This window comes from Streptomyces sp. NPDC030183 (genome assembly GCF_055573455.1).
Genome location: NZ_JBVIBK010000022.1, coordinates 50,129 through 71,272, shown reverse-complemented (window position 1 = coordinate 71,272; position 21,144 = coordinate 50,129). Strand labels below are relative to the sequence as shown.

Below are 21,144 nucleotides of genomic sequence, written 5' to 3'. Positions count from 1 at the left end.
TGCGGAGCGAGTCTAAGCAAGGCGACGCGGGAGGGGCACGGCATTTTCTCCCCGGACGGCCCCGGCACACGTCCGCCCAACGGTCCGTCGCGCGGGCCCAATTGAACAAGTGGCCCGGCTGGTTCCCCCGCCCGACGCGGTTACGATGACCGGACCGGTCAGGCGGGTTCTCCCCGCCGGCCGGTCGCGGTCACGAATCCGGAATGCACGTCGGGCAGTCAGGATGGGTTGGTGTCATGTCACTTCCGCCACCGTCTCCGCGGGGGACCGCGCTGATCACCGGAGCCTCCTCGGGCATCGGCGCGGCCATGGCACGCGCGCTCGCCTCACGCGGGTACGGCACCACCTTGGTGGCCCGCGACGGGGAGGTACTGCGACGCACCGCGGACGAGTTGCGCGCGCACGGTACCCGTGTCGAGACCATCGAGGCCGACCTCACCAGCCGGACGGACCGGGCGGACCTCAAGGCCCGCGTCGAGCGGACCGGACTGACCGTAGACGTCCTGGTCAACGGCGCCGGCGCGGCCACCCGCGGCGGCATCGCGGAGTGCGACCTGGACGTGGAGCTCGGGCACCTGGAGCTGAACGTGGTCAGCGTCGTGGATCTGTGCCGCACGTTCGTCGCCGGGATGACCGACCGGAACTCCGGCGCGATCCTCAACATCGCCTCGACGGCGGCTTTCAAGCCGATGGACGGACAGGGCGCGTACGCGGCCTCGAAGGCGTTCGTGCTGTCCTTCACACGCACGCTGAGGCGCGAACTGCGGGAGACGGCGGTGACCGTGACCGCGCTGTGCCCCGGTCCGGTGCGCACCGACTTCGACCGGCGCGCGGGGTTCACCGCCGACGAGATCGCGGCCGTCCCGTCGATCATGTGGAAGTCCGCCGACGATGTCGCCGCGGTCGCGGTGGACGCCCTGGACCGCGGGGCGGAACTGTGCATCCCGGGCCGGGCGAACGTGGTCGACGCGACGATGTCACTGCTCAGGGCGAAGCAGCAGGCGTCGCAGGCGGTCAGCCGGTGATTATCGGGCATATCGGGCGCCGATCAGCATGACCCGGGGTCACCGGTCCCCTTGCTCACGGATCAGGTCGTCCATGCGCAGGAGCGCGGTCCTCATCGATTCCCGTGAGATGTGACGGTTGTCGGCGAAGAGCTTGAACTGGGCGTCCGGCCCGTATGTGCGGAGCATGAGGCCGAAGCGCAGGAAGCTGGACTCCACCTGGGTCTCGGGAAGGAAGCCGCGCAGGCCCTCGATCCCCTCGGACGCCTTCACGACGTCCGCCGTGAGCGGGAGTCCGAGATGGTTGACGAAGTGATCGAGCCAGGACAACTCGCCGGCGCTGGACTTCTCGACCACGTCCTGGACGGGGTCCGGGTCGTACATGCTGTGCCGCGGCATCCTGACCAGGGCCGCCCAGAGCCGTTTGACCGCCCGGGGGAACGGCATGCCGGCGGTGACGGGCACGACTCCTTGCTGAGCGATGGTCCCGACGTACTCACGGGCCGTGCGCCCCTGTCTGTTCGAGCACGTGACGACCAACGGGAACGCGTCTTGTCCCGTCATCTCCAGGAAGGCGCGGGCGGCACCGGACATGAGGACGGCCGATTCCCAGACGCCCAGGTCGTTCGCCACCTCGCGGGCGATGTCGCCGAGCGACTTGGCGTGGAGGGTCATCCTCGGAAACCTGATGTCGCCCTCGGGGAGGGCGCGTTCGGCGAACTCCAGCCGCGGCACCCCGTGCAGGGTCTCCCGCCAGTGCGCCACCGCCGTGTCCAGCGCCTCCCGGCCGGCTGCCGAGTTCTCGTATGCGGCACGGTCCAGCGGCTGGAGCGGATGCGGTACGAGCGCGGTCCGGCTGTCGGCGCCCAGCAGGACGTTCCAGTCGCGCTCCATGATCGTCACGGCGGTGGCGTCCGCCGCGATGTGGGACACGGCACCGCACACCCACAGGGGCCGGTTCGCCCGCCCCGTCAGGATCCGGAACCGTACGGGCCACTCCTCGGCCGACTCGAACCTGCGGCCGGCGAGTTCCCGCACACGTGCCGAGGTCAGGGAGGGGGGTTCGTCCTCCTCGCCCGCGTCGCGCACGGAGACGGTCACCGCACCGGTCCGGTGGACGATCTGGGACGGCCGCTCGACGGTCTCGGAGCTGATCGTGGTCCGCAGCGCCTCATGCCGCTCGACGAGCCCTCTCAGGGCTTCGACGACGCCCCGCACGGAATACCCGCTCGCTACCGGCCAGAGGAACGGGAGATTGAACCTCGCGTCCTTGGGGGCGTTTTTCCGAATGGTGATCCATTGCTCCTGCTGGCCCCACGTCAGGGGCCCCGAGGCGGAGCGGCTCCCGGAGAAATCGAACGTGCACTGGTCCATTCACTGACTCCCGCTGACGTTGAGATACTCGTTCGTTCACCAGCGCAACGCATCACTCGGGACCCTCCCGGGGCGCGCACAGTATGCGCTTTCTGTCGCACCGTCAACACCCGGTCACCCACGTCATCCGAGGGCGACCAGAATCGGCCAAGCGGCGGACGGGCAAAGGGCGTTGGGGACTGACCCGCAGATCATCCCGGCGCCCTCACCCGCCCCTGGTGAGTACCGAGTCACCTGGGAGCCGATGCCCGCCTCGACCACGGAAAGACGCGTCCGCGCAAGGTGCGTGTATCAGCCATACCCCCTATTGATCCCTTGAGAGAAAGCGCATACTTGTTTGCATTGACAACGGCGCTAATGTTCGACATTTCAAACACGCTGTCACGTGCCATCACGGAGTCGAGAGGTGCGATGGTGTCAGTGCTTTCCGTTTCCAGCGAGAACGACCTGGTCTCCGGGGACGAGTTCATCGGCCGGGTCACCACAGTGGAAATCGATCAGCTTCTCCCCGCCGACCTGATCCGACTCGACGGCATCAGCGAGGAGCACGTCGCCCTCATCGCCGATTCCGAACTGTGCATGCCGCCCATCGTCGTGCACAAGGCCACGATGCGGGTGATCGACGGTATGCACCGGTTGCGGGCGGCGACCCTCAGGGGCGACAAGAGCATCCGGGTCACGTTCTTCCACGGCAGCCCGGAAGCCGCGTTCATCCTCTCGGTGACAGCCAACAACGCGCACGGCCTGCCGCTCACCGCCGCGGACCGGCGCGCGGCGGCGGGCCGGCTGCTCGCGCTGCGTCCCGAGTCGTCGGACCGCGCGATCGCCGCGATCGTGGGCGTCTCGGCCCGCACCGTCGCCGCCGTGCGCTGTTCAACTGAGCAGACTGCGCAGTTGAACAGCCGCGTGGGCAGGGACGGTCGGGTACGGCCGGTGAGTACCGCCGACGGGCGCCGCAAGGCCGCGGAGATCATGGCGGCACGGCCCGACGCGACCCTGCGTGAGGTCGCGAAGGAGACGGGGCTCTCGCTCGGCACCGTCGCGGACGTGCGCCGCCGAGTGCTGCGCGGCGACTCCCCGGTCCCGGCCGGCCAGTCGGGGCACGCGGTCACGGTGAACCTGCCCGAAGCGGACGCCGGGGACGCGGCCGCCCCCCGCGTCGATGTGACCGCCTCCTGGCGGCAGCTCACCCGCGATCCCTCACTGCGGTACACCAGTCACGGACGACAGTTACTGCGCCTGCTCAGAGCCCACTCCTCCGTCGCGCAGATGGCACAGGCGGTGCCGAGTCACTGCTCGCGGAACGTCGCGCTGCTGGCCCGGGAGTGCGCCCAGGCGTGGGGGCAGTTCGCACAGCGACTGGAAGGGCCGGAGGGCGACCCGGTCGACAGCCCGGGCTGAGCGGAGGCCACGGGCGCCCCGCGGACGGCGTCCGTCCGCCCGGCGATCCGGCGGCTCACTCAGGAGGCGGCGGGGGACACCGGCGCCGGGGACGGCGTGCGCCGGCCGTAGCGGCGCAACAGCAGCAGGGCGCTCGCCGCGGTGGCCAACTCCCCGGCGGCGAGGCCGAACCACACGCCGCGGGTGTCCCAGACCAGGCCGCACACCACCACGAGGGGCGCCTTCAGCAGCACCAGCGACCCGATGGTCAGGACGTACGCGGGCGACGGGCGTCCCAGGGCCTGGAAGTAGGCCGCGCTCAGCGGGGCGACACCGATGACGATCCCGCCGACCGCTATGACGCACAGCGCGAACCGGGCCTCCCCGGCGGCCTCGCCGCCGCTGACGAAGATGCCGACGAGGGGTTCGGCGAACACCGTCAGCAGGATCGCGGTGGCCGCGCCGTAGACGAACGAGGCCCGCAGCGCGAGCGTCCGCGTCCGCGCCACCCGGGCGTCCAGGCCGCGCCCGGCGTTGTAGCCGACGATGGGTTGCAGACCCTGACTGATACCGGTGTGCGGCATCACGGCGAAGGTCTGCAGCCGGGAGCAGACGACGTACGCGGTCAGCGCCACCGCTCCCCCGGTCGCCGCGAGGGTGGCGTTGACCAGCACGGCGAGCAGGGTGAGGCCGATGTTGGCCAGGAAGGAGGGCAGTCCGATGCCCACCAGGGTGCGCAGGGTGACTGCATGGGGGCGCAGGTCGGCGAGGCGGACGCGGTACGGCCGGTCGCGCCGGGCGAAGAAGAACCACCAGGCCATCACGGCGGACACGGTCTGCCCGCCGACGGTGCCCAGGGCGGCCCCGCTCACGCCCAGGTCGAAGCCGAAGATCAGCAGCGGGTCGAGGACGATCTGCACCACGATGGCGCCGATCCACATCCGCGTGGAGAACCCGACCCGACCCTCGGCGCGCACCAGGCTGGAGAACCCGGTGTACGACAGTGACCCGCACAGCAGGATCACCGCGTACTCCCGGGCGTACCCGTGCAGTGCGCCGGTGGCGCCGAGCGCGTCGAGCAGCGGGTCGACGAGGACGAGCCCGGCCACGGTGGTGACGGCGGCGGTGACCCAGAACAGCGTGAAGGCGTTGCCCGCCGCGCGGGAGGCCGCGCGCTGATCGCCGGCGCCCAGCGCCCGGGACACCAGCGCGGCGCCGCCGGCGCCCACGGTGGTGGAGACGGCCCCGAGCAGGAGCAGCAACGGGGCGACGAGGTTGACGGCGGCCATCGCCTGATCGCCGACCCCGTGGCTGACGAACCAGGCGTTGGTCAGGGCGTAGAAGCCGAACATGCCGACGGACGCGATGGTCTGTACGCAGTTCTCCCACAGCAGCCTGCCCACGGGGCGGGTCGCCATACGGCCCACGGCGTCCTCGGCCGCGGCGGGCGCGGTCTCCGGCGTTTTCGAGCGCTTGGCGGGGCTCTTCACGCCCAGCAGGAAACCACGGGCGCGACCGGTTCACATTCCGTGGGCCCCGAGCGTCTGAACGGCCGGAACGGGACCGCTGACCGCGCACAACTCGTGCTCCACACCCCCCGCTTGGACCTGTTTGACGCCCGGCGGGGCGTCGGCCACAGTGGAGATCCCGTACTTCTCTCGGCCAAGGCTCAATCCAGGCACAGCACATCCCAGTCCATTCGGCGTCGCCGCCGGGGAATGCATGCGCGCGGCGGCGGTCAATAGCGCAGGGAAAGAGTAGGTCGCGGCATGGCAGAAACCGGCACGGGGGCGTCCGGACCCCAGACTTCGCGCAATTTCGACAACCGCGAGTTCCTCGATCTGCGCCGGACGGTCGCGGTGCGGTCGAAGACACTTCACGCCCTTGAGGAAGATCCCAGGTACGCCTCGGACGTACCGGACGAGGTGAGCCTCCAGCTCACCTACAAATGCAATCTCCGCTGTCTGCACTGCTATCAGTGGAGCGAACAGGGTTTCTTCCACGAGTTCAGCGCCGCCGAGCAGAAGACCGAACTCGGCATCGACATCGTGCGGCGGGTGCTCGCGGCGACGTCCGAGCGGAAGTCGAAGCTGTTCGTCTGGGGCGGCGAGCCGCTCATGTACTCCAAGTTCGGTGAGTTCGCCGACGCGCTGGCCGCCGATCCGCGCCCGGTGACGATGTGCACCAACGGCCTGCTCATGCAGCGCCACGCGGACGACCTGATGCGCATCGGGAAGAACCTCAGCCTTCTGATCAGCCTCGACGGGCTCAAGGACCACCACGAGGCGCTGCGCGGGCCGCGCAGCTTCGGCCGGACGATGCGCAACATCCAGCACATGATCGACCTTCAGCGCTCCGGTCGCTTCGACGGCACCATCTCGCTTTCCTGCATGGTCAGCAACGAGACCGTGGGGCAGATGTACGAGTTCATGGAATGGGCCGAGGAACTGGGCGTGGACAGCGTCTATTTCCAGTTCCCCTGGTACATCAACGAGGACGTCGCCGCCGAGATGGACGACCTGTACCGGGAGGAGTTCTCCTGGCTCAATCCGCCCGAACCGGGAAAGCCCGCGACCTGGCACTCGTACACGTACCGCCTTCAGCCCGAGGCCATTCCGACCCTGCTGGACTCGATGACGAAACTGGCGGGGCGGCGCTGGAAGTCGCGGATCCGATATCAGCCGCAGGTGGGCATGGACGAGGTGGACGACTTCGTCCGGGGCACCTCGAAACCGGCCCAGGGGCGGCGGCGCTGTCTCGCGGTGTCGAACCGCATGGAGGTCCACGCCGACGGAAACGTCAGCTCCTGCAAGTTCTTTCCCGAGTTCGTGGTGGGAAATCTGCACGAGACGGATGTCCTCGAACTCTGGCACAGCGAGCGTTTCCGACGGGTGCGGGAAATTCTGCGGAGCAGGGGCCTCATGCCGGTGTGTTCCAAGTGCGTACTTCTGTATCTGAATGGAGTCTAGGCGTGGACACGATCTTCAGCACCGTAGTGACGTGCCTGCACAAGGTCCTGGCGCGCGAGGTGCCAATCGAGCCGGAGACGAGCATCATCTCCGATCTCGGCCTCGACTCCCTGCAGATGATCGAGTTCCTGCTCACCGTCGAGGACGCCCTCCAGGTGGAGTTGGACTTCGAGAGCATGGACATGGACTGCCTGGAGTCCGTGGACGCGTTCTGCCGCTTCGTGGCCAGCAGGGGCTGAGGGTCGGGGATCGGATGCGAGCCGTGGAACCGCGGACGAGTTCCCTGCACATCGGCCCGGTGGGGGTGGAGGATGCCTGGCGGCCCGCCGACCTCGCCGTGCTGCCCCGCTTCGGGTCCGCCCACGGCTCCGCCATCGCGCGGGCCCTGGACGAGGTCCTCTCCGCGCTGAGCGAGGAGGGGGACCGGTTGATCACGGCGTTCGAGCTGCCGCACGGCTTCGTCGAGGCGATGCGGGCGGCGGGCTTCCCGGTGGACCCCGTGCCCCTGCCTCCCGCCGAGGGCGGCGGCGGTGACGTCGTCGCGCGGACGCTGGCCCGGGCGGACGCGGTCCGTCCCCGGGTCGCCGGGATGACCCTGCGGCCGTACGCCGCCCGCCCGGAGTACGAGGATCTCGCCGCCGCGCTGGAGCTGGCCTACCCGGCGCCCTCCGCGGAGTGCGCGAGGCGGGTCAACTCCAAGACGTGGTCCAACGACGTGGTCCGGGCGTACGGGTGGAACGGGGCGGCGTGGCCCGTCACGTCGCTCGCCGACCTGGAGCGCAGGGTCGCGCAGGCCGGCGCCGTGGCCCTGCTGAAGGACCCGTACGGCGTGTCCGGCCAGGGAACCCTGGCGATCCGCTCACCGACCGCGTTCCGCTCCGTGGCCCGGCACCTCGCCCGGCAGGTCGACCGCGGCAAGCGGCTCGAACTGCTCGTCCAGCCCCTGTTCGACAAGCACCGGGACTTCTCGTCGCACTGGCACATCGGCCCGGACGGCTCCGTACGGAGCGCCGGTCTCCTGGAGAACGACGTCGAGGGCTTCCGCTACCGGGGCTCGTCCCTCGTGGACCCTGCCTCCTTCCGCCAGGAGGACCTGGAGCACATCGACACGGCGGGCAGGACGCTGTGCAAGGAACTCTTCGCCGCCGGATATTTCGGCCCGGTGGACATCGACGGGCTCATCGCGGCGGACGGCACGGTCGTGCCGTGTCTGGAGGTCAACGCCCGTGTCTCGATGGGCACCGTCGCGCTGGCCCTGACCCGCCATGCCGCACGGCAGGGCCTGCACGCGACCCTCGAGTTCGTCAACGTGCGACTGGACGCCGAAGCCCGCCCCTTCCCTTCGCTGGTGGACCGGCTGGACGACGCGGGCCTGCTGTACCGGCGCCGCGGACCGGGGGTCGTGCCCATCACGGCCAACACGCTCACCCGGGGTGAGCGCGGCCGCCTCGTCCTCGGTGTGTTCCACCCGCCCGGCGGTGCGGCGGACGTACTGCGCGGGGCCGTCGGGGTCGCTTGCGCGTGCGGAATCCACCCGGAGGATCAGCGCCACCCCTGCCACGCACGGCCCGCCGACGCCCCGGAGCGATGACGGCCCCAGGCCGCCCACCCCACTTGGAGAGAAGAACCCATGTCCCAGACGATCGCGCGCTCCCCCAAAGCAGGCCCGTCCTGGCTGGTGCTGCAACTGCTCGAACGCTGCAACCTGCGCTGCCACATGTGCTACGAGTGGGGCGACGGAGGGTCCTTCCACATCCTGCCCGAACTGGCCGAGCTGGACCTCGACGTGGTCCTGCGCACCCTTGAGGAGTGCCGGCCGATCCGGCCGTACGTCGAGCTGTTCGGCGGGGAGCCGCTGCTCTACAAGGGGGTCTGGCAGGTCATCGACGCGATCCACGCCGGCGGGAGCCAGCTCGTCTTCCCCACCAACGGGACGACGCTGCGCAGCCACGCGGACCGGCTGGTGGCCGACCGTCACATCAGGGTGTGGGTGTCCGTGGACGGGCCCCGCGAGGTCAACGACGTGCAGCGCGGCGCCGGGGTCTACGACAAGGCCATGGCCGGGATCGACGCGATCGACAGCCTCAAGCGCCGCCGCGGCGTGCGGTTCCCGGAGATCGGCATCACCTATCTCGTCACGCCGGACAACGCCGCGCACATCACGGAGTTCTTCAAGGAGATCGACCTCGGCAAACTCGGCGCGGTGAGCCTGGAGTTGCAGAGCTTCGCGACGGCCGAGATGCACCGGCACTACGGACGCGTGGCCCGCGACAGCTTCGGCATCCCGGCGGTGCGGCACTCGGCGCCGTACATCCGCAGCCCCCAGTTCTTCGAGTCGATCGACGTGGAGGATCTCGTCCGGCAGATGACCGAGGCACGGGACGCCTGCGAGCAGGCCGGCGTGAAGTTCTTCTCCCGGCCGGCGGCGCTGGAGGTGGAGACCGTCGGGGCCTATCTGCGGGCCGACTGGACCGCGATGAAGGACTTCCACGAGCGCTGCGCCGTCCCGTGGCGCTACGCGGAGATCTCGGCGCGCGGCGAGGTCACGACCTGCCACACGTTCTACGACATCCCGCTCGGGAACATCAACGAGACCTCGCTGCTGGACATCTGGCAGGGCGAGCAGGCCACCAAGATCCGCAAGCATCTGCGCTCCTCGCTGTGGCCGATCTGCCCCACCTGCACGCGGTACTACTCGCTGGAGACCCACCCGGTCTGACCAGGGCGACACGGCGAGAGCGAGGCGACGGGCAGGCGACGAGGGCGAGGCGACGGGCAGGCGACGAGGGCGAATCCACGAGGGTGAAGCGACGAGGGTGAAGCGACGAGGGCCATGAACATCGCATTGACGTCCGGAGTGGCACTGGGAACGCACATACCCGGGCTGCTGCTCGACCGGGCCCTGTCGGCCCGGGGGTTGGCGAGCAGGGTGTACGTGCTGGAGAGGTACTTCCCCGACGAGGTCAGACAGCGCATCCGGATCGCCAAGGGCCGGTACAGCCGTGACTACCGGCTGGCGAAGGCGGCCCACGCGCTGGCCACCGACCACGCGGAGCTGATCGCCCCGGAGACGCTCGCCGCGCTCCACGACGAGTGGGACGCGGCCGGCGTGGGTTCGATCACCGTCTTCTCCGGGTTCTGGACGGAGATCGTCGCGGCCTACGCCGAGCGGCGTCCGGACGTCCTCGTCGACGTGTGCCATGTCGACGCGGTGCCCTCGCCGTCCCACCGCCACGCGTCGGAGATCGCCGGGAGCACCCACACATGGCTGCTCGACGCGCGGACGAACACGGTGAACGAGACGATCCCGGTGACGAGGGCCGGCGCGCGGCTCCCCTGGGAGGCGCGGACCATCACCTTCCTCGCCCACGGCGGCGGCTGGGGGATGGGTACCCATACGGCCGCCGCCGCGCGGCTCGTCGAGGAGGGGGAGGCGGTGAGCCTGATCCTGCCGGAGCCCTGGAGCGATCCGCCGGCCGGGCTGAGCGCCTACCACCAGGACCCCGGCTGGGAACCCGGTCGGGACAGGGGCTTTCCGCGCCTGCTCCCGGGTGCGGGCACGCAAGCGCCCCCGTTCGACGCCCGGGAGCACTGGGCCGACACCTTCGAGCTGACCCGGCGCAGCCGGGCGGTGGTCAGCAAGCCGGGCGCGGGCACGCTCCTCGACTCGTTCAACGCCGCGACACCGGTGCTGTTCACGGAGGCGCTGGGCGGGTGGGAACTCGCCAACGAGGAGGTGTGGTGCGCGCTCGGGTTCGGGATGCGGCTGTCGGAGTGGCTGGACGAGCGTGATCCGGCGCTGCTCAAGGCCATGCACGAGCGCCTGCGCGCCGCCCGCGACGGAGCCGCCTCCTATCCGGAGCGCATGGTCTCCCGGGGGTTCGGGCGGCGCGGCCGCTGATGCCTACCGGGTGCTCGCCTCGACCGACCGCTGAGCCTCCCGGCCGTCCACCGCGGCGCGCAGTTGGTCGAGGTGCGCCAGCCCGTCCAGCGCCGCCTCGGCGGGCACCCCGAAGTCGATGAGGCACGCGATCTCGTCGACGCCGGCCTCCTGGACGCGCCGCACGACGGGAAGCACGTCCGCGACCGCGCCGAACAGGCCGTCCGAGGTGAGGTAGCGCCGGTAGGCGCCGTCTACCGCCGCCGGGGCGAACGTCTTCCTGGCCCAGGCCCGGGCCCGCTCCTCCGCGGACGGCCGCCTCGTGGCGGTCGCGTCGACCGCGGAGGACCCGTTGCCTGCGGAGGATCCGTTGCCTGCGGAAGGCCCGTCGCCCGTGACGGTCGTGTCGCCCGTGGAGGACCCGGTGCCCGTGGAGGACCTGTCGCCCGCCGAGGACCCGTTGCCTGCGGAAGGCCCGTCGCCCGTGACGGTCGTGTCGCCCGTGGAGGACCCGGTCGAGCGGAGGTTGAGGTCCAGCGCTGACATCAGATAGCGCCGCAGCGGCTCGCGCACGACGCGCTCCACCGAGGCGAGGTCCGTGCCGAGGCAGGTGTGCAGCATCAGGACGACGTGTCCGCGGCCGTCGCGGCCGGAGTCGGCGTAGGCGCGCCGGTAGGCCGCGACGTTCCGCGCCAGCGTCTCCATGTTCTGGGTGAGCAGGTTGGTCAGCACACCGGCGCCGACGTGCCCCGCGGTCTCGAAGGTGTCCGGGTTGCCGCTGCTGGTGAGCCACAGCGGGATCTCCGTCTGCACCGGCGGCGGGTAGACCCGGCACTCCGGTCCGGCGTCGACCGCCTCGCCCCGCCACAGCCGGCGCAGGGTGTCCACGGCGGCGGCGGTGCGCTCCCGGCGGTCGGCGTACGCGTCGGGGGCGAAGAGGAAGTCCCGGGGGTTCCAGCCGGAGGCGAGGGCGACGCCGGCCCTGCCGTGCGAGAGGTTGTCCACCATGGCCCACTCCTCGGCCACCCGCACCGGATGGTGCAGCGGCAGCACCACGCTGCCCGCCCGCACTCCCACCCGCGACGTCACGGCCGCCACCGCCGCGGCCGTCACCGACGGGTTCGGGAACAGGCCGCCGAAGCGGTGGAAGTGCCGCTCCGGTGTCCAGACGGCGGTGAGCCCGTGCTCGTCCGCGAAGCGGGCCCCCTCCATCAGCAGGCGGTAGCGATCGCCCTCGGCTTCCCCGTCGTCGGCGAAGTAGAACAGGCTGAAGTCCACGGTCTCCCCCGTCAGCGCTCTGACGCCAAGGCTCGCCAAGGCTTGGACAAATCACATATAAGGTGCGCCCGCTTCCTCGTCACCGTAGCAATCGACGCCGCCGGCAGACCAGCGGTGACAAGGCGTCCCACGGGCCCCGAGTGCACAACTCCCCTTGGTGCTACGGTCCGATCATGCTTGGGGCGGAGGATTGATGGAGAGCATCACGAAGAACCGGCAGCCCGTCGAGGCGCTGCGCACCATGGTCGCCCGCGCCTACGGCCCGGAGGAGGTGTGCCCCGGCGAGGACTGGGTCAGCGAGCTGAGCGACGGATGGTTCAACGTGGCCTACCGGATCCGGCTGCGCTCCGGCCCGCAGGTGGTCCTGAAGATCGCGCCGCCGCCGGAGGTCGAGGTCATGACCTACGAGCGGGGAGCCATGGCCACCGAGCTGGAGGCGCTGCGGCTGATCCGGGAGCACACGAAGGTGCCGGTGCCGGAAGTCCACTTCGCGGACCGGACGCACGAGGTGTGCGACGCCGACTACTTCTTCATGACGTACATCGACGCGGACAACCTCCACGTCATCAGGGACACCCTGACGGACGCGGAGACCGGCGCGTACGACGAGGCGCTCGGCGCGATCACCCGCGAACTCAACACCATCCCGGGCACCGCCTTCGGTCCGCTGGCCGGGCCGGGCGACAGCACGTGGCGCGCGGCCTTCCTGCGGATGGTCGAGGAGCTGCTGGCCGACGGCGAGCGACGTGGCGTCGCCCTCCCCCACGGCTACGACGCGGTCCGCGAGCTCGTGGCCGCCCACGCCGACGCGCTGGACGAGGTGACCGAGCCCCGGTTCGTCGAGTGGGACCTGTGGCCGGGCAACTGCATGGTGCGCGACGGGCGGATCGTGGCGGTCGTCGACCACGAGCGGGCGTTCTACGGTGATCCGCTGATGGAGTTCGGCTTCACCGGGATCGAGTCGGGCGCCTTCAGGGACGCCACGGCCTTCGTCCGCGGCTACGGGCACCGCCCGCTCACGGGCACCGAGCGGACCCGCCGGCGGCTGTACAACCTCCACCTCGCCCTGGTCCAGATCATCGAGACGACCTTCCGGGCCCACACCGGCACCGAGCAGTACGACTGGGCGTGCGAGCGGCTGCGGGAGACGGTGGCCCGTTTCGCCGAGCCCCCGCGCTGACGGCGGGGGCGGCGTCCTCGACAAACGAATCAGGGGCGATCACATGATCGCCCCTGCTGGTGTCCGAGGGGGGACTTGAACCCCCACGCCCGATAAAGGGCACTAGCACCTCAAGCTAGCGCGTCTGCCATTCCGCCACCCGGACCAGGTGTCTGCCGCCTGGCCGGGGGTGTTCCCCGCGGCGACATGGACAACAATACCAAGGTTTCGCAGTGGCTCTCACCTGCATATCCGGGCCCCGGGGGAGGTCGGGCGGGCCTCGCCGAGCAGGCCCCGCACCGCTCTCACCAGGAGTGATCGGGCGGTCACGGTCGGATGGTCACCCCCATGACCTGGTACTCGGCCGCCCCGTGGTCCCGCACCACGGGGCGGCCGCCTGCTGCCGTTGTCGTGTCCGTCCGGGTCAGCACTTCTCCCGCAGCGCGTGCAGGTGCTCGCTGGAGCGGCGGGCGAAGGTGAACGACTCGGTCGGGTTGTCGTGCTCGGCCTGCCAGTGGTGGGCGAGGCGGTGGCCCTTGAGCCGGGTGACGGCCGAGATGAACTTCTGGTAGTCGATGTCGCCGTCGCCGACGTCCACCATGCGGTAGCCGTAGGGGTTCGACGGGTCGCTCTCGCCGTCCTTCACGTGGAAGAGGGGGTAGCGGTTCGGGCGCCTGAGGACGTAGTCGAGGGGCTCGAACGGGGCGGGGATGCCGTCGGGCCGCTTGGAGAACCGGAACTGGGCGACGTACGCCCAGTAGATGTCCATCTCCAGGTAGACGAGGCTGGGGTCGGTCTCGCGGAGCAGCATGTCGTAGAGGCGGACGTGCGGCTTGTCGGAGGCGAAGGAGAACTCCTCGGAGTGGTTGTGCTGGTAGAACTTCATGCCGCGCGCCCTGGCCGCCGCCCCGTAGGCGTTGAACTCCTCCGCGGCCCGCTTCATCGCGTCGACGGTGGTGCCGTAGCGGAACGGCCCCGACGCGGTGCCGATGTGCTTCAGGCCGAGGGCCTGGGCGTCGTCGAGGACCTTGTCGAGGTTCTGGGCGAAGGTGTACGCGTTCGGGTCGTCGGAGTAGTAGCCGACGTGGCTGCCGATCGGGGTGAGGCCGTGGTTGCGGGCCAGCCGCTTCAGCTGCGTCAGGGTGATCGGGCCCGCGGAGCCCTGGGTGTAGCCCGCGAACTCGACCTCGTCGTAGCCGTACTTCTCCAGTTCGGCGAAGACGGGCGCGAAGCCGAGGGTGGAGACCTTGTCGCGGAGGCTGTAGAGCTGGATGCCGAGGCGGCCGGGCGGTAGGACGGGGCGGCCCTTGCCCGCGGTGGCGGCCTCGGTGGCACCGGCTGCCTGGGCGGGGGATGCGGCGGTGCCCAGGAGGGCGGCGACGGTGGCGCCCGCGGCCACGCCGAGCATGCCTCGTCTGCTGAGGCGGTGGCTGAGTTCGGGGTCGGGCTGGTGGGTGCGGCTCATGCCGGGGGCTCCTTGGGGTGGGAGGGCGTTGTCGGTGGTGGGTGCTTCACTGGTGATCGGTGCTGGTGCCGGGGACGGTCAGGACAGACCGGCCAGTCGGAGCAGCAGTGCCTTCACATCGGTGGCCGCGATGCGGTCGCCGACGGCGCGGGGGGTGGAGCAGATGAGGAGCGGACCGTCGTCGTCGCTCAGGGGGAGGCGGCCGTGGCTGCCGCGGATGGGCGAGGGGTCGAGAGGCACGACTGACATGCGATAGCGCAGCCCCAGCTTCTTGCGGGCCAGTGCCGTGGCCGCCTTGAGCTTCACATAGGGGTCGTGCGGGTCCAGGAACAGCTCGACCGGGTCGTAGCCGGGTTTGCGGTGGATCTCGACGGTGCGCGCGAAGTCGGGCGCGCGGTCGTCGTCGAGCCAGTAGTAGTACGTGAACCAGGCGTCCGGCTCGGCCACGGCGACGAGTTCGCCGGAGCGCGGATGGTCGAGGTGGTGGGCCTTCTTGCCCTCGTCGTCGAGGAGCTGGTCGATGCCGGGGAGACCGGCGAGGGCATCCTTGGTCGCCTCCAGGTCCTCGGGCCGGCGTACGTAGACATGGGCGATCTGGTGGTCGGCGACCGCGAAGGCCCGTGAGGCCATCGGGTCGAGGTACTCCATGCCGTCCTGGGTGTGGACGTCGAGGAGCCCGGCGCGGCGCAGGGCGCGGTTGATGTCGACGGGCCGGTCCACGCGGGTGATGCCGTACTCGGAGAGCGCGACGACGGTGCGGCCCTCGGCGCGGGCGTCGTCGAGCAGGGGTGCCAGGGCCCGGTCCAGGTCGGCGGCCGCCCGCACGGAGCGGGGGTCGTCGGGGCCGTGGCGCTGGAGGTCGTAGTCGAGGTGCGGGAGGTAGCAGAGGGTCAGATCGGGGTGGCGGGTGCGGTTGACGTGGCGGGTCGCGTCGATGATCCAGCGGCTGGAGACGAGGTCGGCGCCGGGCCCCCAGAAGTGGAACAGGGGGAACGTGCCGAGCTTGTCGGTGAGTTCGTCGCGCAGGGCCGGGGGCCGGGTGTAGCAGTCGGGTTCCTTGCGGCCGTCGGAGTAGTAGATCGGGCGGGGGGTGACGGTGATGTCGGTGTCGGCGCCCATGGCGTACCACCAGCAGATGTTGGCGACCGTGTAGCCGGGGTGGGCGCGGCGGGCGGCGTCCCACAGTTTGTCCCCGGCGACGAGGGCGTTGTGCTGGCGCCACAGCAGGACGTCGCCGAGTTCCCGGAAGTACCAGCCGTTGCCGACGATGCCGTGCTCGGCGGGGAGCGAGCCGGTGAGGAAGGTGGACTGGGCGGCGCAGGTGACGGCGGGCAGGACGGTGCCGAGGTGGGCGCGGGAGCCCGACCGGCCGAGGGACTTCAGATGGGGCATGTGGTCGAGGAGGCGGGGGGTGAGGCCGACTACGTCGAGGACGAGGAGCGGGGTGGGGGTGCTCATGGCAGCTCCTTCAGTCCGAGGTCGGTCAGCAGGTCGCGGGCCAGGCCGAGTTCGGCGGCGATGCCGTCGGTGAGCCGGGCGCGGGTGGTGGGGCGCAGCTCCGCCGGGAGGGCCTGCCAGGTGTAGGTCTCGACCTCCAGGTGGCGGGTGAGGGGGTGGGCGCCGCCGACCAGTCGGGTCAGGGCGGCCCTGAGGACCGGGAGCGTGGAGGTGAGGGGGGCCGCAGGGGCCGCGTGCAGGGGGACGTGGAAGTGGGCGCGCCACGGGGAGGCGTCGGGGAGGGCGTCACCGGTGAGGGCCTCGCCGAGGTCGTCGGTGCCGCGCAGACCGGCGGCGGTCGCCGTGCGGGTCTGGTGCAGGAAGCGGGGTTCGTCGAAGGCGGCGAGCGCCTCGCGGACCTCGGGCAGGTGGGGGTGCTCGGCGTGCAGGGCGGCCGAGAGCTGGGCCTTCACGACGGGGACGCGCGCCCGGACGAGCGCGTCCAGAGCGGTGTGCGGGTCCTCGAAGGAGGTGGCGAGGTGGCAGGTGTCGACGCAGACGCCGACGCGGTCGTGACCGATCGCGGTGAGCGGGCCGATGGCGTCGGCGGTGGTCTCGACGACGCAGCCCGGTTCGGGTTCCAGGCCGACGCGGATCGAACGGCCGGTCAGCTCGGCGACGGCGTCGAGGCGTTCGCCGAGCGAGCGCAGGGCCGCGTGGGCGGCGTCGGCGCGGGCGTCGTCGTAGGCGGTGCGCCAGGCCAGCGGCAGCGTCGAGACGGTGCCCTCGGTGACGTCGTCGGGCAGGAGCGCGGCGAGGACCCGGGCCAGGGAGGCCGTGTGGTCAAGGCGCTCGGGGTCGGCCCAGTCCGGCCGGTACACGCGGTACTTGACCTCCTCGGCGCCGAAGCCCTGGTACGGGAAGCCGTTGAGGGTGACGACCTCCAGGCCGCGGCGGTCGAGTGCGGCGCGCAGCCCGCGCAGGGCCGACGGGTCGGTGATCAGCGCGTGGGCGGCGTCCTTGGCGAGCCACAGGCCGATGCCGAGGCGGTCACGGCCGAGGCGCCGGCGGACGGGCTCGCAGTGGTCGCGCAGCTGGGCGAGGACCCCGTCGAGGGTCTCGGCCGGGTGCACGTTGGTGCAGTAGGCGAGGTGGACGGTGGCGCCGTCGGGGTGGCGGAAGCGCATGGGTCACTCCCCGCCGCGCAGGATGCTGTTGCCCTCGTGGGTGGGGCCGGTGGTGGCGGCGTCGAGGTCGAGGCGGCCGCTGAGCCCGTAGAAGGCGACCGGGTTGCGCCACAGCACGAGGTCCACGTCGTCCTCGTCGAACCCTGCGGCGAGCAGGGCGTCGGCGACCCGGCGGGTCTTCAGGGGGTCGCTCCTCCCCCAGTCGGCGGCGGAGTTGACCAGCACCTTCTCGGTGCCGAACGTCTTGAGGACGGCGACCATGCGCTCCTCGTCCATCTTGGTGTCGGGGTAGACGGAGAAGCCGAGCCAGGAGCCGCTGTCCTTGGCCTCCTTGACGGTGGTCTCGTTGAGGTGGTCCAGCAGCACCCGCTCGGGCGGCAGCTCGGAGGCCCGCACCACGTCGACGGTGCGGCGCAGTCCGGCGAGCTTGTCGCGGTGGGGGGTGTGCACCAGGGCGGGCAGTCCGTGGTCGGCGGCGAGCTGGAGCTGGTGCTCCAGGGCGAGGTCCTCGGCGGGGGTCATGGAGTCGTAGCCGATCTCGCCGACGGCGACGACCCGGTCCTTGAGGAGGTAGCGGGGCAGGTGGTCCAGGACGGGGGTGCACCTCGGGTCGTTGGCCTCCTTGGGGTTGAGGGCGATCGCGCAGTGGTGGGCGATGCCGTACTGGGCGGCCCGGAAGGGCTCCCAGCCGAGCAGCGAGTCGAAGTAGTCGAGGAAGGAGGCGGGGGACGTACGGGGCTGCCCCAGCCAGAAGGCCGGCTCCACGACGGCGAGGACGCCCGCCTCGCGCATCGCCTCGTAGTCGTCGGTGGTGCGCGACGTCATGTGGATGTGCGGGTCGAAGAGGCGCATCAGGTCTCCTTGCCGTCGGTGCCGGCCCCGCCGGCCGGCGGGGGCGCGGTCAGGGCCAGGACGCGGTACAGGTCGGCGGGCACGGGGCGGCCCGCGGCGGCGCGTTCGTCGGCGTAGGCGCTCAGCATGCGGGCCAGTTCGGTGTCGCCGGGGGCGCGGCGGGACAGGTCGCTGATCTCGTCGACGGGCACACCGGTGAACAGGCACTTCAGGACGGCGTGCCGCCAGTCGTGCGGGGCGAGGTGCCGGGCCCCGTAGGGGCCGAGGGCGGCGGCGACGAGGCGGGTGTCGTTGGTGCGCAGGGCGTCCTCGACGAGGTGCAGCGCGTCGGGGCCGGGCACCAGGTGGGGCAGGGCGTGCAGCACGGCCCGGCGTTCGTCGGCGGTTCCCTGCCGGTAGACCCGGTCGAGCGCGGCGGTGTCGGCGCGGGCCGCGTGCAGGATCAGGACGCGGACGGCGTCGGCGTGCTCGGTGCCGCAGCGCCGGCCCGCCTCGGCGAGGCGCAGCTCCCACACGGCGAGGGGGCCGTGGGTGCCGGGATGGTCGGCGGCCTCGGCGAGGGCCCGGTCGAGCCAGGCGCGGGCGGGGTCGTCGAGCCGTGCGGTCAGTGGGCCGCGCAGTGCGGCGGGGGCGGTGTGGGCCGGGTGGCCGGGGCGGGCCGCCGGGTCGGCCGGTGTCGGGGGGCGGTCATGGATCACGAGGTGCTCCCGGGAGGTGCGGCGGCGGGACCCTGCGGCGGCCCCGCCGTGCGGCCGGTCGCCCGGCGCAGGAAGGCGAGGGATCGCTCGGCCTGGTGCGGGCCGGCATGGGAGTGGCGGGGCAGTTCGACGACGGTCAGGGCCCGGTAGTCGACGGCGGCCAGTGCGTCGAGGACGGCCGGGAAGTCGATCTCCCCCTCGCCGAGCGGCAGATGGTCGTGGACGCCGCGCCGCATGTCCTCGATCTGGACGTGGCGCAGCCAGGGCGCGGCGGCCCGCACGCAGTCGGCGGGAGGGAGGGGTTCGAGGCACTGGCAGTGGCCGATGTCGAGGGTGAGGCCGAGGGCGGCCGGGCTGTCGAGGGCCTCGCGCAGCCGGTGGAAGTCGGCGAGCGTGGCGAGGAGGTGACCGGGTTCGGGTTCGACGGCGAGCGGGACACCGGCGGCGGTGGCGGCCTCGACGACGGGGGCGAGCGCGTCGGGCAGGCGCTTCCAGGCGGTGTCCTCGTCGGTGCCGGGCGGGGTGACGCCGCTGAAGCAGTGCACGGCGTGGGCCCCCAGGTCGGCGGCGACCCGCACGGCGGTCAGGAGCAGCCGGACGCGGCGGTCGCGGTCGTCCGGGTCGGCGTCCAGCAGGGTCGGCCCGTGCTTGCGGCGGGCGTCGAGGACGTAGCGGGCGCCGGTCTCCACGGTGACGGTCAGTCCGAGGGCGTCGAGCCGCCGCGCGAGCCGCCGGGTGCGGGCCGCCAGGCCGGGGGCGAGCGGGTCGAGGTGCATGTGGTCGAGGGTCAGCCCGACCCCGTCGTAGCCGAGGTCGGCGAGGAGGGTGAGCGCGTCGTCGAGACGGAGGTCGGCGAGACCGTTGGTGCCGTAGCCGAAGGCGAGGGGCGTGGTCCGGGGAGTCATCGGGCCTCACCTCGCGGCCCCGGTCCACGCACCGGGCGCGGCCCCGGTTCATCCGGCAGGCGCGGCTCCGGTTCATCCGGCGGGCGCGGCCCCGGTTCATCCGGCAGGCGCGGCCCCGGTTCATCCGGCAGGCGCGGCCCCGGTTCATCCAGCGGGCGCGGCCCCGGTTCATCCGGCAGGCGCGGCCCCGGTTCATCCGGCAGGCGCGGCCCCGGTCCGCCCGGCCGGCGCGACCCTGGCAGGGGCGTCCGCCCCGGCCCGCGCCCGGCCGCCGGCGGCCCGTCGTCCGGCCCGGCGGGAGGGGGGCCCTCGGCCACCGCGGCGGCCGACGACAGGTCCCGCTCTCCGCTCCGCAGCCGCTCCGCGAAGCCCGCCAGCAGCGCGTACTGCTCCCCCAGGGCCGAGGGGGCCTCCCCCACCGGGTCCTTGAAGTAGAAGGCCAGCTCGGGCAGGGGGCCGGACAGGCCCGCTTCGTGGGCGCGGGCGAGGAGGCGGACGAGGTCGAGCACCAGGGGTGCGGCGAGCGCGGAGTCACAGCCCTGCCAGGTGGTCTGGAGGACCATCCGCCTGCCGAGGAAGCCGTCGAAGGCGATGTGGTCCCAGGCGGTCTTCCAGTCGCCGAGGGCGGGGACGTCGTCGATGTGGGTCCGGCCCTCGGGGGCCGTGCCGAGGGTGTCGGTCACGACGCGTTCCTTGCCGGCGTTCTTGGCGGCGGCGGCCGCCGGGTCGGCGAGGGCGGCACCGTCGCCGCCGCCGAGGAGGTTGGTGCCGGACCAGGCCCGGACGGTCAGCGCCCGCTGGGCGAACATCGGGCCGAGGACCGACCGGAGCAGGGTCTGGCCGGTCTTGCCGTCGCGGCCCGCCCAGGGGACGCCCGCCGACTCCGCCAGGGAGGCGAGGGAGGGGTGGTCCAGCCCCGTCGACGGGGTGAAGTTGACGTAGGGGCAGCCGGCGCGCAGGGCGGCCGCCGCGTACTGGGCACTGGGCGGTGGGGCGGTGCCGGTGGGCGCGGGCTCCGTGGAGGCCACGTTCACGACGACGGCACGGGCGAGGCCCCGGCGTCGTACGAAGTCCTGGAGGTCGGCGGTGAAGGCGGAGATCAGCTCGTCGGGGGTCCGGGTGTCGCCGGGGAGGGGGCCGCCGGGCCTGATCTCGCGCTCGGCGGCGGTGAGTTCGGCGGCGACGGCCGCGGGCAGGTCGTGGGGCAGGACGCCGCCCGCGGCGAGGGACTCGGCGCGTTTGGGCAGGGGGCAGTCCGTGGTGTCGTGGCCGCCGAAGACGAGGGAGGCGAGCGGCGGGAGACCCGCACCGGCGAAGAGGGGGGTCTCGGTGACCATGCCCGTGGGAGCGTGCAGGCCCGCGGTGAGGGCCGCGCAGCCCGCGACGACGGTGGTGGCGACGGAGCCGCGGGCCCCGATCAGCCAGACACCGACGCGCGGCACGGAACCCGGCACGGGCACGGACACGGGCGGGGACGCGGACATGGGCAGCCTCCTTGTCGAGCACGTGGTGCGGGACCCGGACGCGCCGGGCGGACTTGGCGAGCACCGGAATGT

17 protein-coding genes, 1 tRNA gene and 1 pseudogene are annotated in these 21,144 nt (G+C 72.0%); 8 read left to right on the top strand and 11 right to left on the bottom strand.

What is annotated here, in order from left to right; all coding sequences use genetic code 11:
- The first annotated feature begins 236 nt into the window (after positions 1 to 236).
- Entirely contained in the window at positions 237 to 1,025 is a 789-nt protein-coding gene (locus ACZ4Z2_RS25725) for an SDR family NAD(P)-dependent oxidoreductase (protein ID WP_468079022.1), read from the top strand.
- Between the two features lie 39 nt (positions 1,026 to 1,064).
- Here ACZ4Z2_RS25725 and ACZ4Z2_RS25720 read toward each other — a convergent pair whose 3' ends face one another.
- Positions 1,065 to 2,378 carry a condensation domain-containing protein gene (locus tag ACZ4Z2_RS25720; RefSeq protein ID WP_468079020.1) on the bottom strand — a complete coding sequence of 438 codons (1,314 nt, stop codon included), beginning with the start codon at positions 2,376 to 2,378 and terminating at the stop codon, positions 1,065 to 1,067.
- Between the two features lie 420 nt (positions 2,379 to 2,798).
- Here ACZ4Z2_RS25720 and ACZ4Z2_RS25715 point away from each other — a divergent pair, with 420 nt between their 5' ends.
- A complete protein-coding gene (locus tag ACZ4Z2_RS25715) occupies positions 2,799 to 3,779 on the top strand; it encodes a ParB/RepB/Spo0J family partition protein (protein ID WP_468079019.1) in 981 nt (326 codons plus the stop codon).
- Positions 3,780 to 3,838: 59 nt separating this feature from the next.
- Here ACZ4Z2_RS25715 and ACZ4Z2_RS25710 read toward each other — a convergent pair whose 3' ends face one another.
- On the bottom strand, positions 3,839 to 5,248 hold the full coding sequence (locus ACZ4Z2_RS25710) for an MATE family efflux transporter (protein WP_468079017.1): 1,410 nt from the start codon (positions 5,246 to 5,248) through the stop codon (positions 3,839 to 3,841).
- A gap of 279 nt (positions 5,249 to 5,527) precedes the next feature.
- Between ACZ4Z2_RS25710 and ACZ4Z2_RS25705 the strand changes: the two genes are divergently transcribed.
- The 5 genes from ACZ4Z2_RS25705 (at position 5,528) to ACZ4Z2_RS25685 (ending at position 10,628) form a co-directional block, all read left to right on the top strand.
- Positions 5,528 to 6,727: a radical SAM protein gene (locus ACZ4Z2_RS25705; protein WP_468079015.1), complete on the top strand. Its 1,200-nt coding sequence runs from the start codon at positions 5,528 to 5,530 to the stop codon at positions 6,725 to 6,727.
- A 2-nt stretch (positions 6,728 to 6,729) separates the two neighbouring features.
- On the top strand, positions 6,730 to 6,966 hold the full coding sequence (locus ACZ4Z2_RS25700; protein ID WP_468079013.1) for an acyl carrier protein: 237 nt from the start codon (positions 6,730 to 6,732) through the stop codon (positions 6,964 to 6,966).
- Positions 6,967 to 6,989: 23 nt separating this feature from the next.
- Positions 6,990 to 8,318, top strand: a complete 1,329-nt coding sequence (locus ACZ4Z2_RS25695; RefSeq protein WP_468079011.1) for a hypothetical protein — start codon at positions 6,990 to 6,992, stop codon at positions 8,316 to 8,318.
- Positions 8,319 to 8,357: 39 nt separating this feature from the next.
- On the top strand, positions 8,358 to 9,446 hold the full coding sequence (locus ACZ4Z2_RS25690) for an SPASM domain-containing protein (RefSeq protein ID WP_468079010.1): 1,089 nt from the start codon (positions 8,358 to 8,360) through the stop codon (positions 9,444 to 9,446).
- Positions 9,447 to 9,560: 114 nt separating this feature from the next.
- Positions 9,561 to 10,628, top strand: coding sequence for a hypothetical protein (locus tag ACZ4Z2_RS25685; protein WP_468079009.1), 1,068 nt, complete (start codon positions 9,561 to 9,563; stop codon positions 10,626 to 10,628).
- Between the two features lie 3 nt (positions 10,629 to 10,631).
- Here the strand turns inward: ACZ4Z2_RS25685 and ACZ4Z2_RS25680 are convergent, their stop codons facing one another.
- Positions 10,632 to 11,885: a MupA/Atu3671 family FMN-dependent luciferase-like monooxygenase gene (locus tag ACZ4Z2_RS25680; RefSeq protein ID WP_468079007.1), complete on the bottom strand. Its 1,254-nt coding sequence runs from the start codon at positions 11,883 to 11,885 to the stop codon at positions 10,632 to 10,634.
- Between the two features lie 193 nt (positions 11,886 to 12,078).
- Between ACZ4Z2_RS25680 and ACZ4Z2_RS25675 the strand changes: the two genes are divergently transcribed.
- A complete protein-coding gene (locus ACZ4Z2_RS25675; RefSeq protein ID WP_468079006.1) occupies positions 12,079 to 13,065 on the top strand; it encodes a phosphotransferase family protein in 987 nt (328 codons plus the stop codon).
- A gap of 57 nt (positions 13,066 to 13,122) precedes the next feature.
- Here ACZ4Z2_RS25675 and ACZ4Z2_RS25670 read toward each other — a convergent pair.
- The 8 genes and pseudogenes from ACZ4Z2_RS25670 to ACZ4Z2_RS25635 form a co-directional block, all read right to left on the bottom strand.
- Positions 13,123 to 13,210: transfer RNA gene (locus ACZ4Z2_RS25670), tRNA-Leu, on the bottom strand.
- A 258-nt stretch (positions 13,211 to 13,468) separates the two neighbouring features.
- Complete coding sequence (locus ACZ4Z2_RS25665; RefSeq protein WP_468079005.1) at positions 13,469 to 14,509, bottom strand: sugar phosphate isomerase/epimerase family protein; 1,041 nt, start codon at positions 14,507 to 14,509, stop codon at positions 13,469 to 13,471.
- 78 nt (positions 14,510 to 14,587) lie between these two features.
- Positions 14,588 to 15,967 carry a nucleotide pyrophosphatase/phosphodiesterase family protein gene (locus tag ACZ4Z2_RS25660; protein ID WP_468079004.1) on the bottom strand — a complete coding sequence of 460 codons (1,380 nt, stop codon included), beginning with the start codon at positions 15,965 to 15,967 and terminating at the stop codon, positions 14,588 to 14,590.
- On the bottom strand, positions 15,964 to 17,133 hold the full coding sequence (gene eboE / locus ACZ4Z2_RS25655; RefSeq protein WP_468079003.1) for a metabolite traffic protein EboE: 1,170 nt from the start codon (positions 17,131 to 17,133) through the stop codon (positions 15,964 to 15,966). The genes ACZ4Z2_RS25660 and eboE overlap by 4 nt, the downstream gene beginning before the upstream one ends.
- Positions 17,134 to 17,136: 3 nt before the next feature.
- On the bottom strand, positions 17,137 to 17,985 hold the full coding sequence (locus ACZ4Z2_RS25650) for a TatD family hydrolase (protein WP_468079001.1): 849 nt from the start codon (positions 17,983 to 17,985) through the stop codon (positions 17,137 to 17,139).
- Positions 17,985 to 18,683: an EboA domain-containing protein gene (locus ACZ4Z2_RS25645; RefSeq protein ID WP_468079000.1), complete on the bottom strand. Its 699-nt coding sequence runs from the start codon at positions 18,681 to 18,683 to the stop codon at positions 17,985 to 17,987. Before ACZ4Z2_RS25645 ends, ACZ4Z2_RS25650 begins: the two co-directional genes overlap by 1 nt.
- The gene (locus ACZ4Z2_RS25640) at positions 18,680 to 19,588 is read right to left on the bottom strand and encodes a sugar phosphate isomerase/epimerase family protein (RefSeq protein ID WP_468078999.1); all 909 of its coding nucleotides are present in this window, start codon (positions 19,586 to 19,588) and stop codon (positions 18,680 to 18,682) included. The genes ACZ4Z2_RS25645 and ACZ4Z2_RS25640 overlap by 4 nt, the downstream gene beginning before the upstream one ends.
- A gap of 341 nt (positions 19,589 to 19,929) precedes the next feature.
- A pseudogene (locus ACZ4Z2_RS25635) lies at positions 19,930 to 21,072 on the bottom strand (inositol-3-phosphate synthase); the annotation flags it as partial.
- Between the last annotated feature and the right edge of the window lie 72 nt (positions 21,073 to 21,144).

Excerpts from the sequence above, each read along its gene's own strand:
- ACZ4Z2_RS25705 (WP_468079015.1), top strand. The coding sequence starts at position 5,528 with ATGGCAGAAACCGGCACGGGGGCGTCCGGACCCCAGACTTCGCGCAAT.
- ACZ4Z2_RS25665 (WP_468079005.1), bottom strand. The coding sequence starts at position 14,509 with ATGAGCCGCACCCACCAGCCCGACCCCGAACTCAGCCACCGCCTCAGC.
- ACZ4Z2_RS25685 (WP_468079009.1), top strand. The coding sequence starts at position 9,561 with ATGAACATCGCATTGACGTCCGGAGTGGCACTGGGAACGCACATACCC.
- ACZ4Z2_RS25640 (WP_468078999.1), bottom strand. The coding sequence starts at position 19,588 with ATGACTCCCCGGACCACGCCCCTCGCCTTCGGCTACGGCACCAACGGT.
- ACZ4Z2_RS25660 (WP_468079004.1), bottom strand. The coding sequence starts at position 15,967 with ATGAGCACCCCCACCCCGCTCCTCGTCCTCGACGTAGTCGGCCTCACC.
- eboE (WP_468079003.1), bottom strand. The coding sequence starts at position 17,133 with ATGCGCTTCCGCCACCCCGACGGCGCCACCGTCCACCTCGCCTACTGC.
- ACZ4Z2_RS25650 (WP_468079001.1), bottom strand. The coding sequence starts at position 17,985 with ATGCGCCTCTTCGACCCGCACATCCACATGACGTCGCGCACCACCGAC.
- ACZ4Z2_RS25675 (WP_468079006.1), top strand. The coding sequence starts at position 12,079 with ATGGAGAGCATCACGAAGAACCGGCAGCCCGTCGAGGCGCTGCGCACC.
- ACZ4Z2_RS25725 (WP_468079022.1), top strand. The coding sequence starts at position 237 with ATGTCACTTCCGCCACCGTCTCCGCGGGGGACCGCGCTGATCACCGGA.
- ACZ4Z2_RS25720 (WP_468079020.1), bottom strand. The coding sequence starts at position 2,378 with ATGGACCAGTGCACGTTCGATTTCTCCGGGAGCCGCTCCGCCTCGGGG.
- ACZ4Z2_RS25690 (WP_468079010.1), top strand. The coding sequence starts at position 8,358 with ATGTCCCAGACGATCGCGCGCTCCCCCAAAGCAGGCCCGTCCTGGCTG.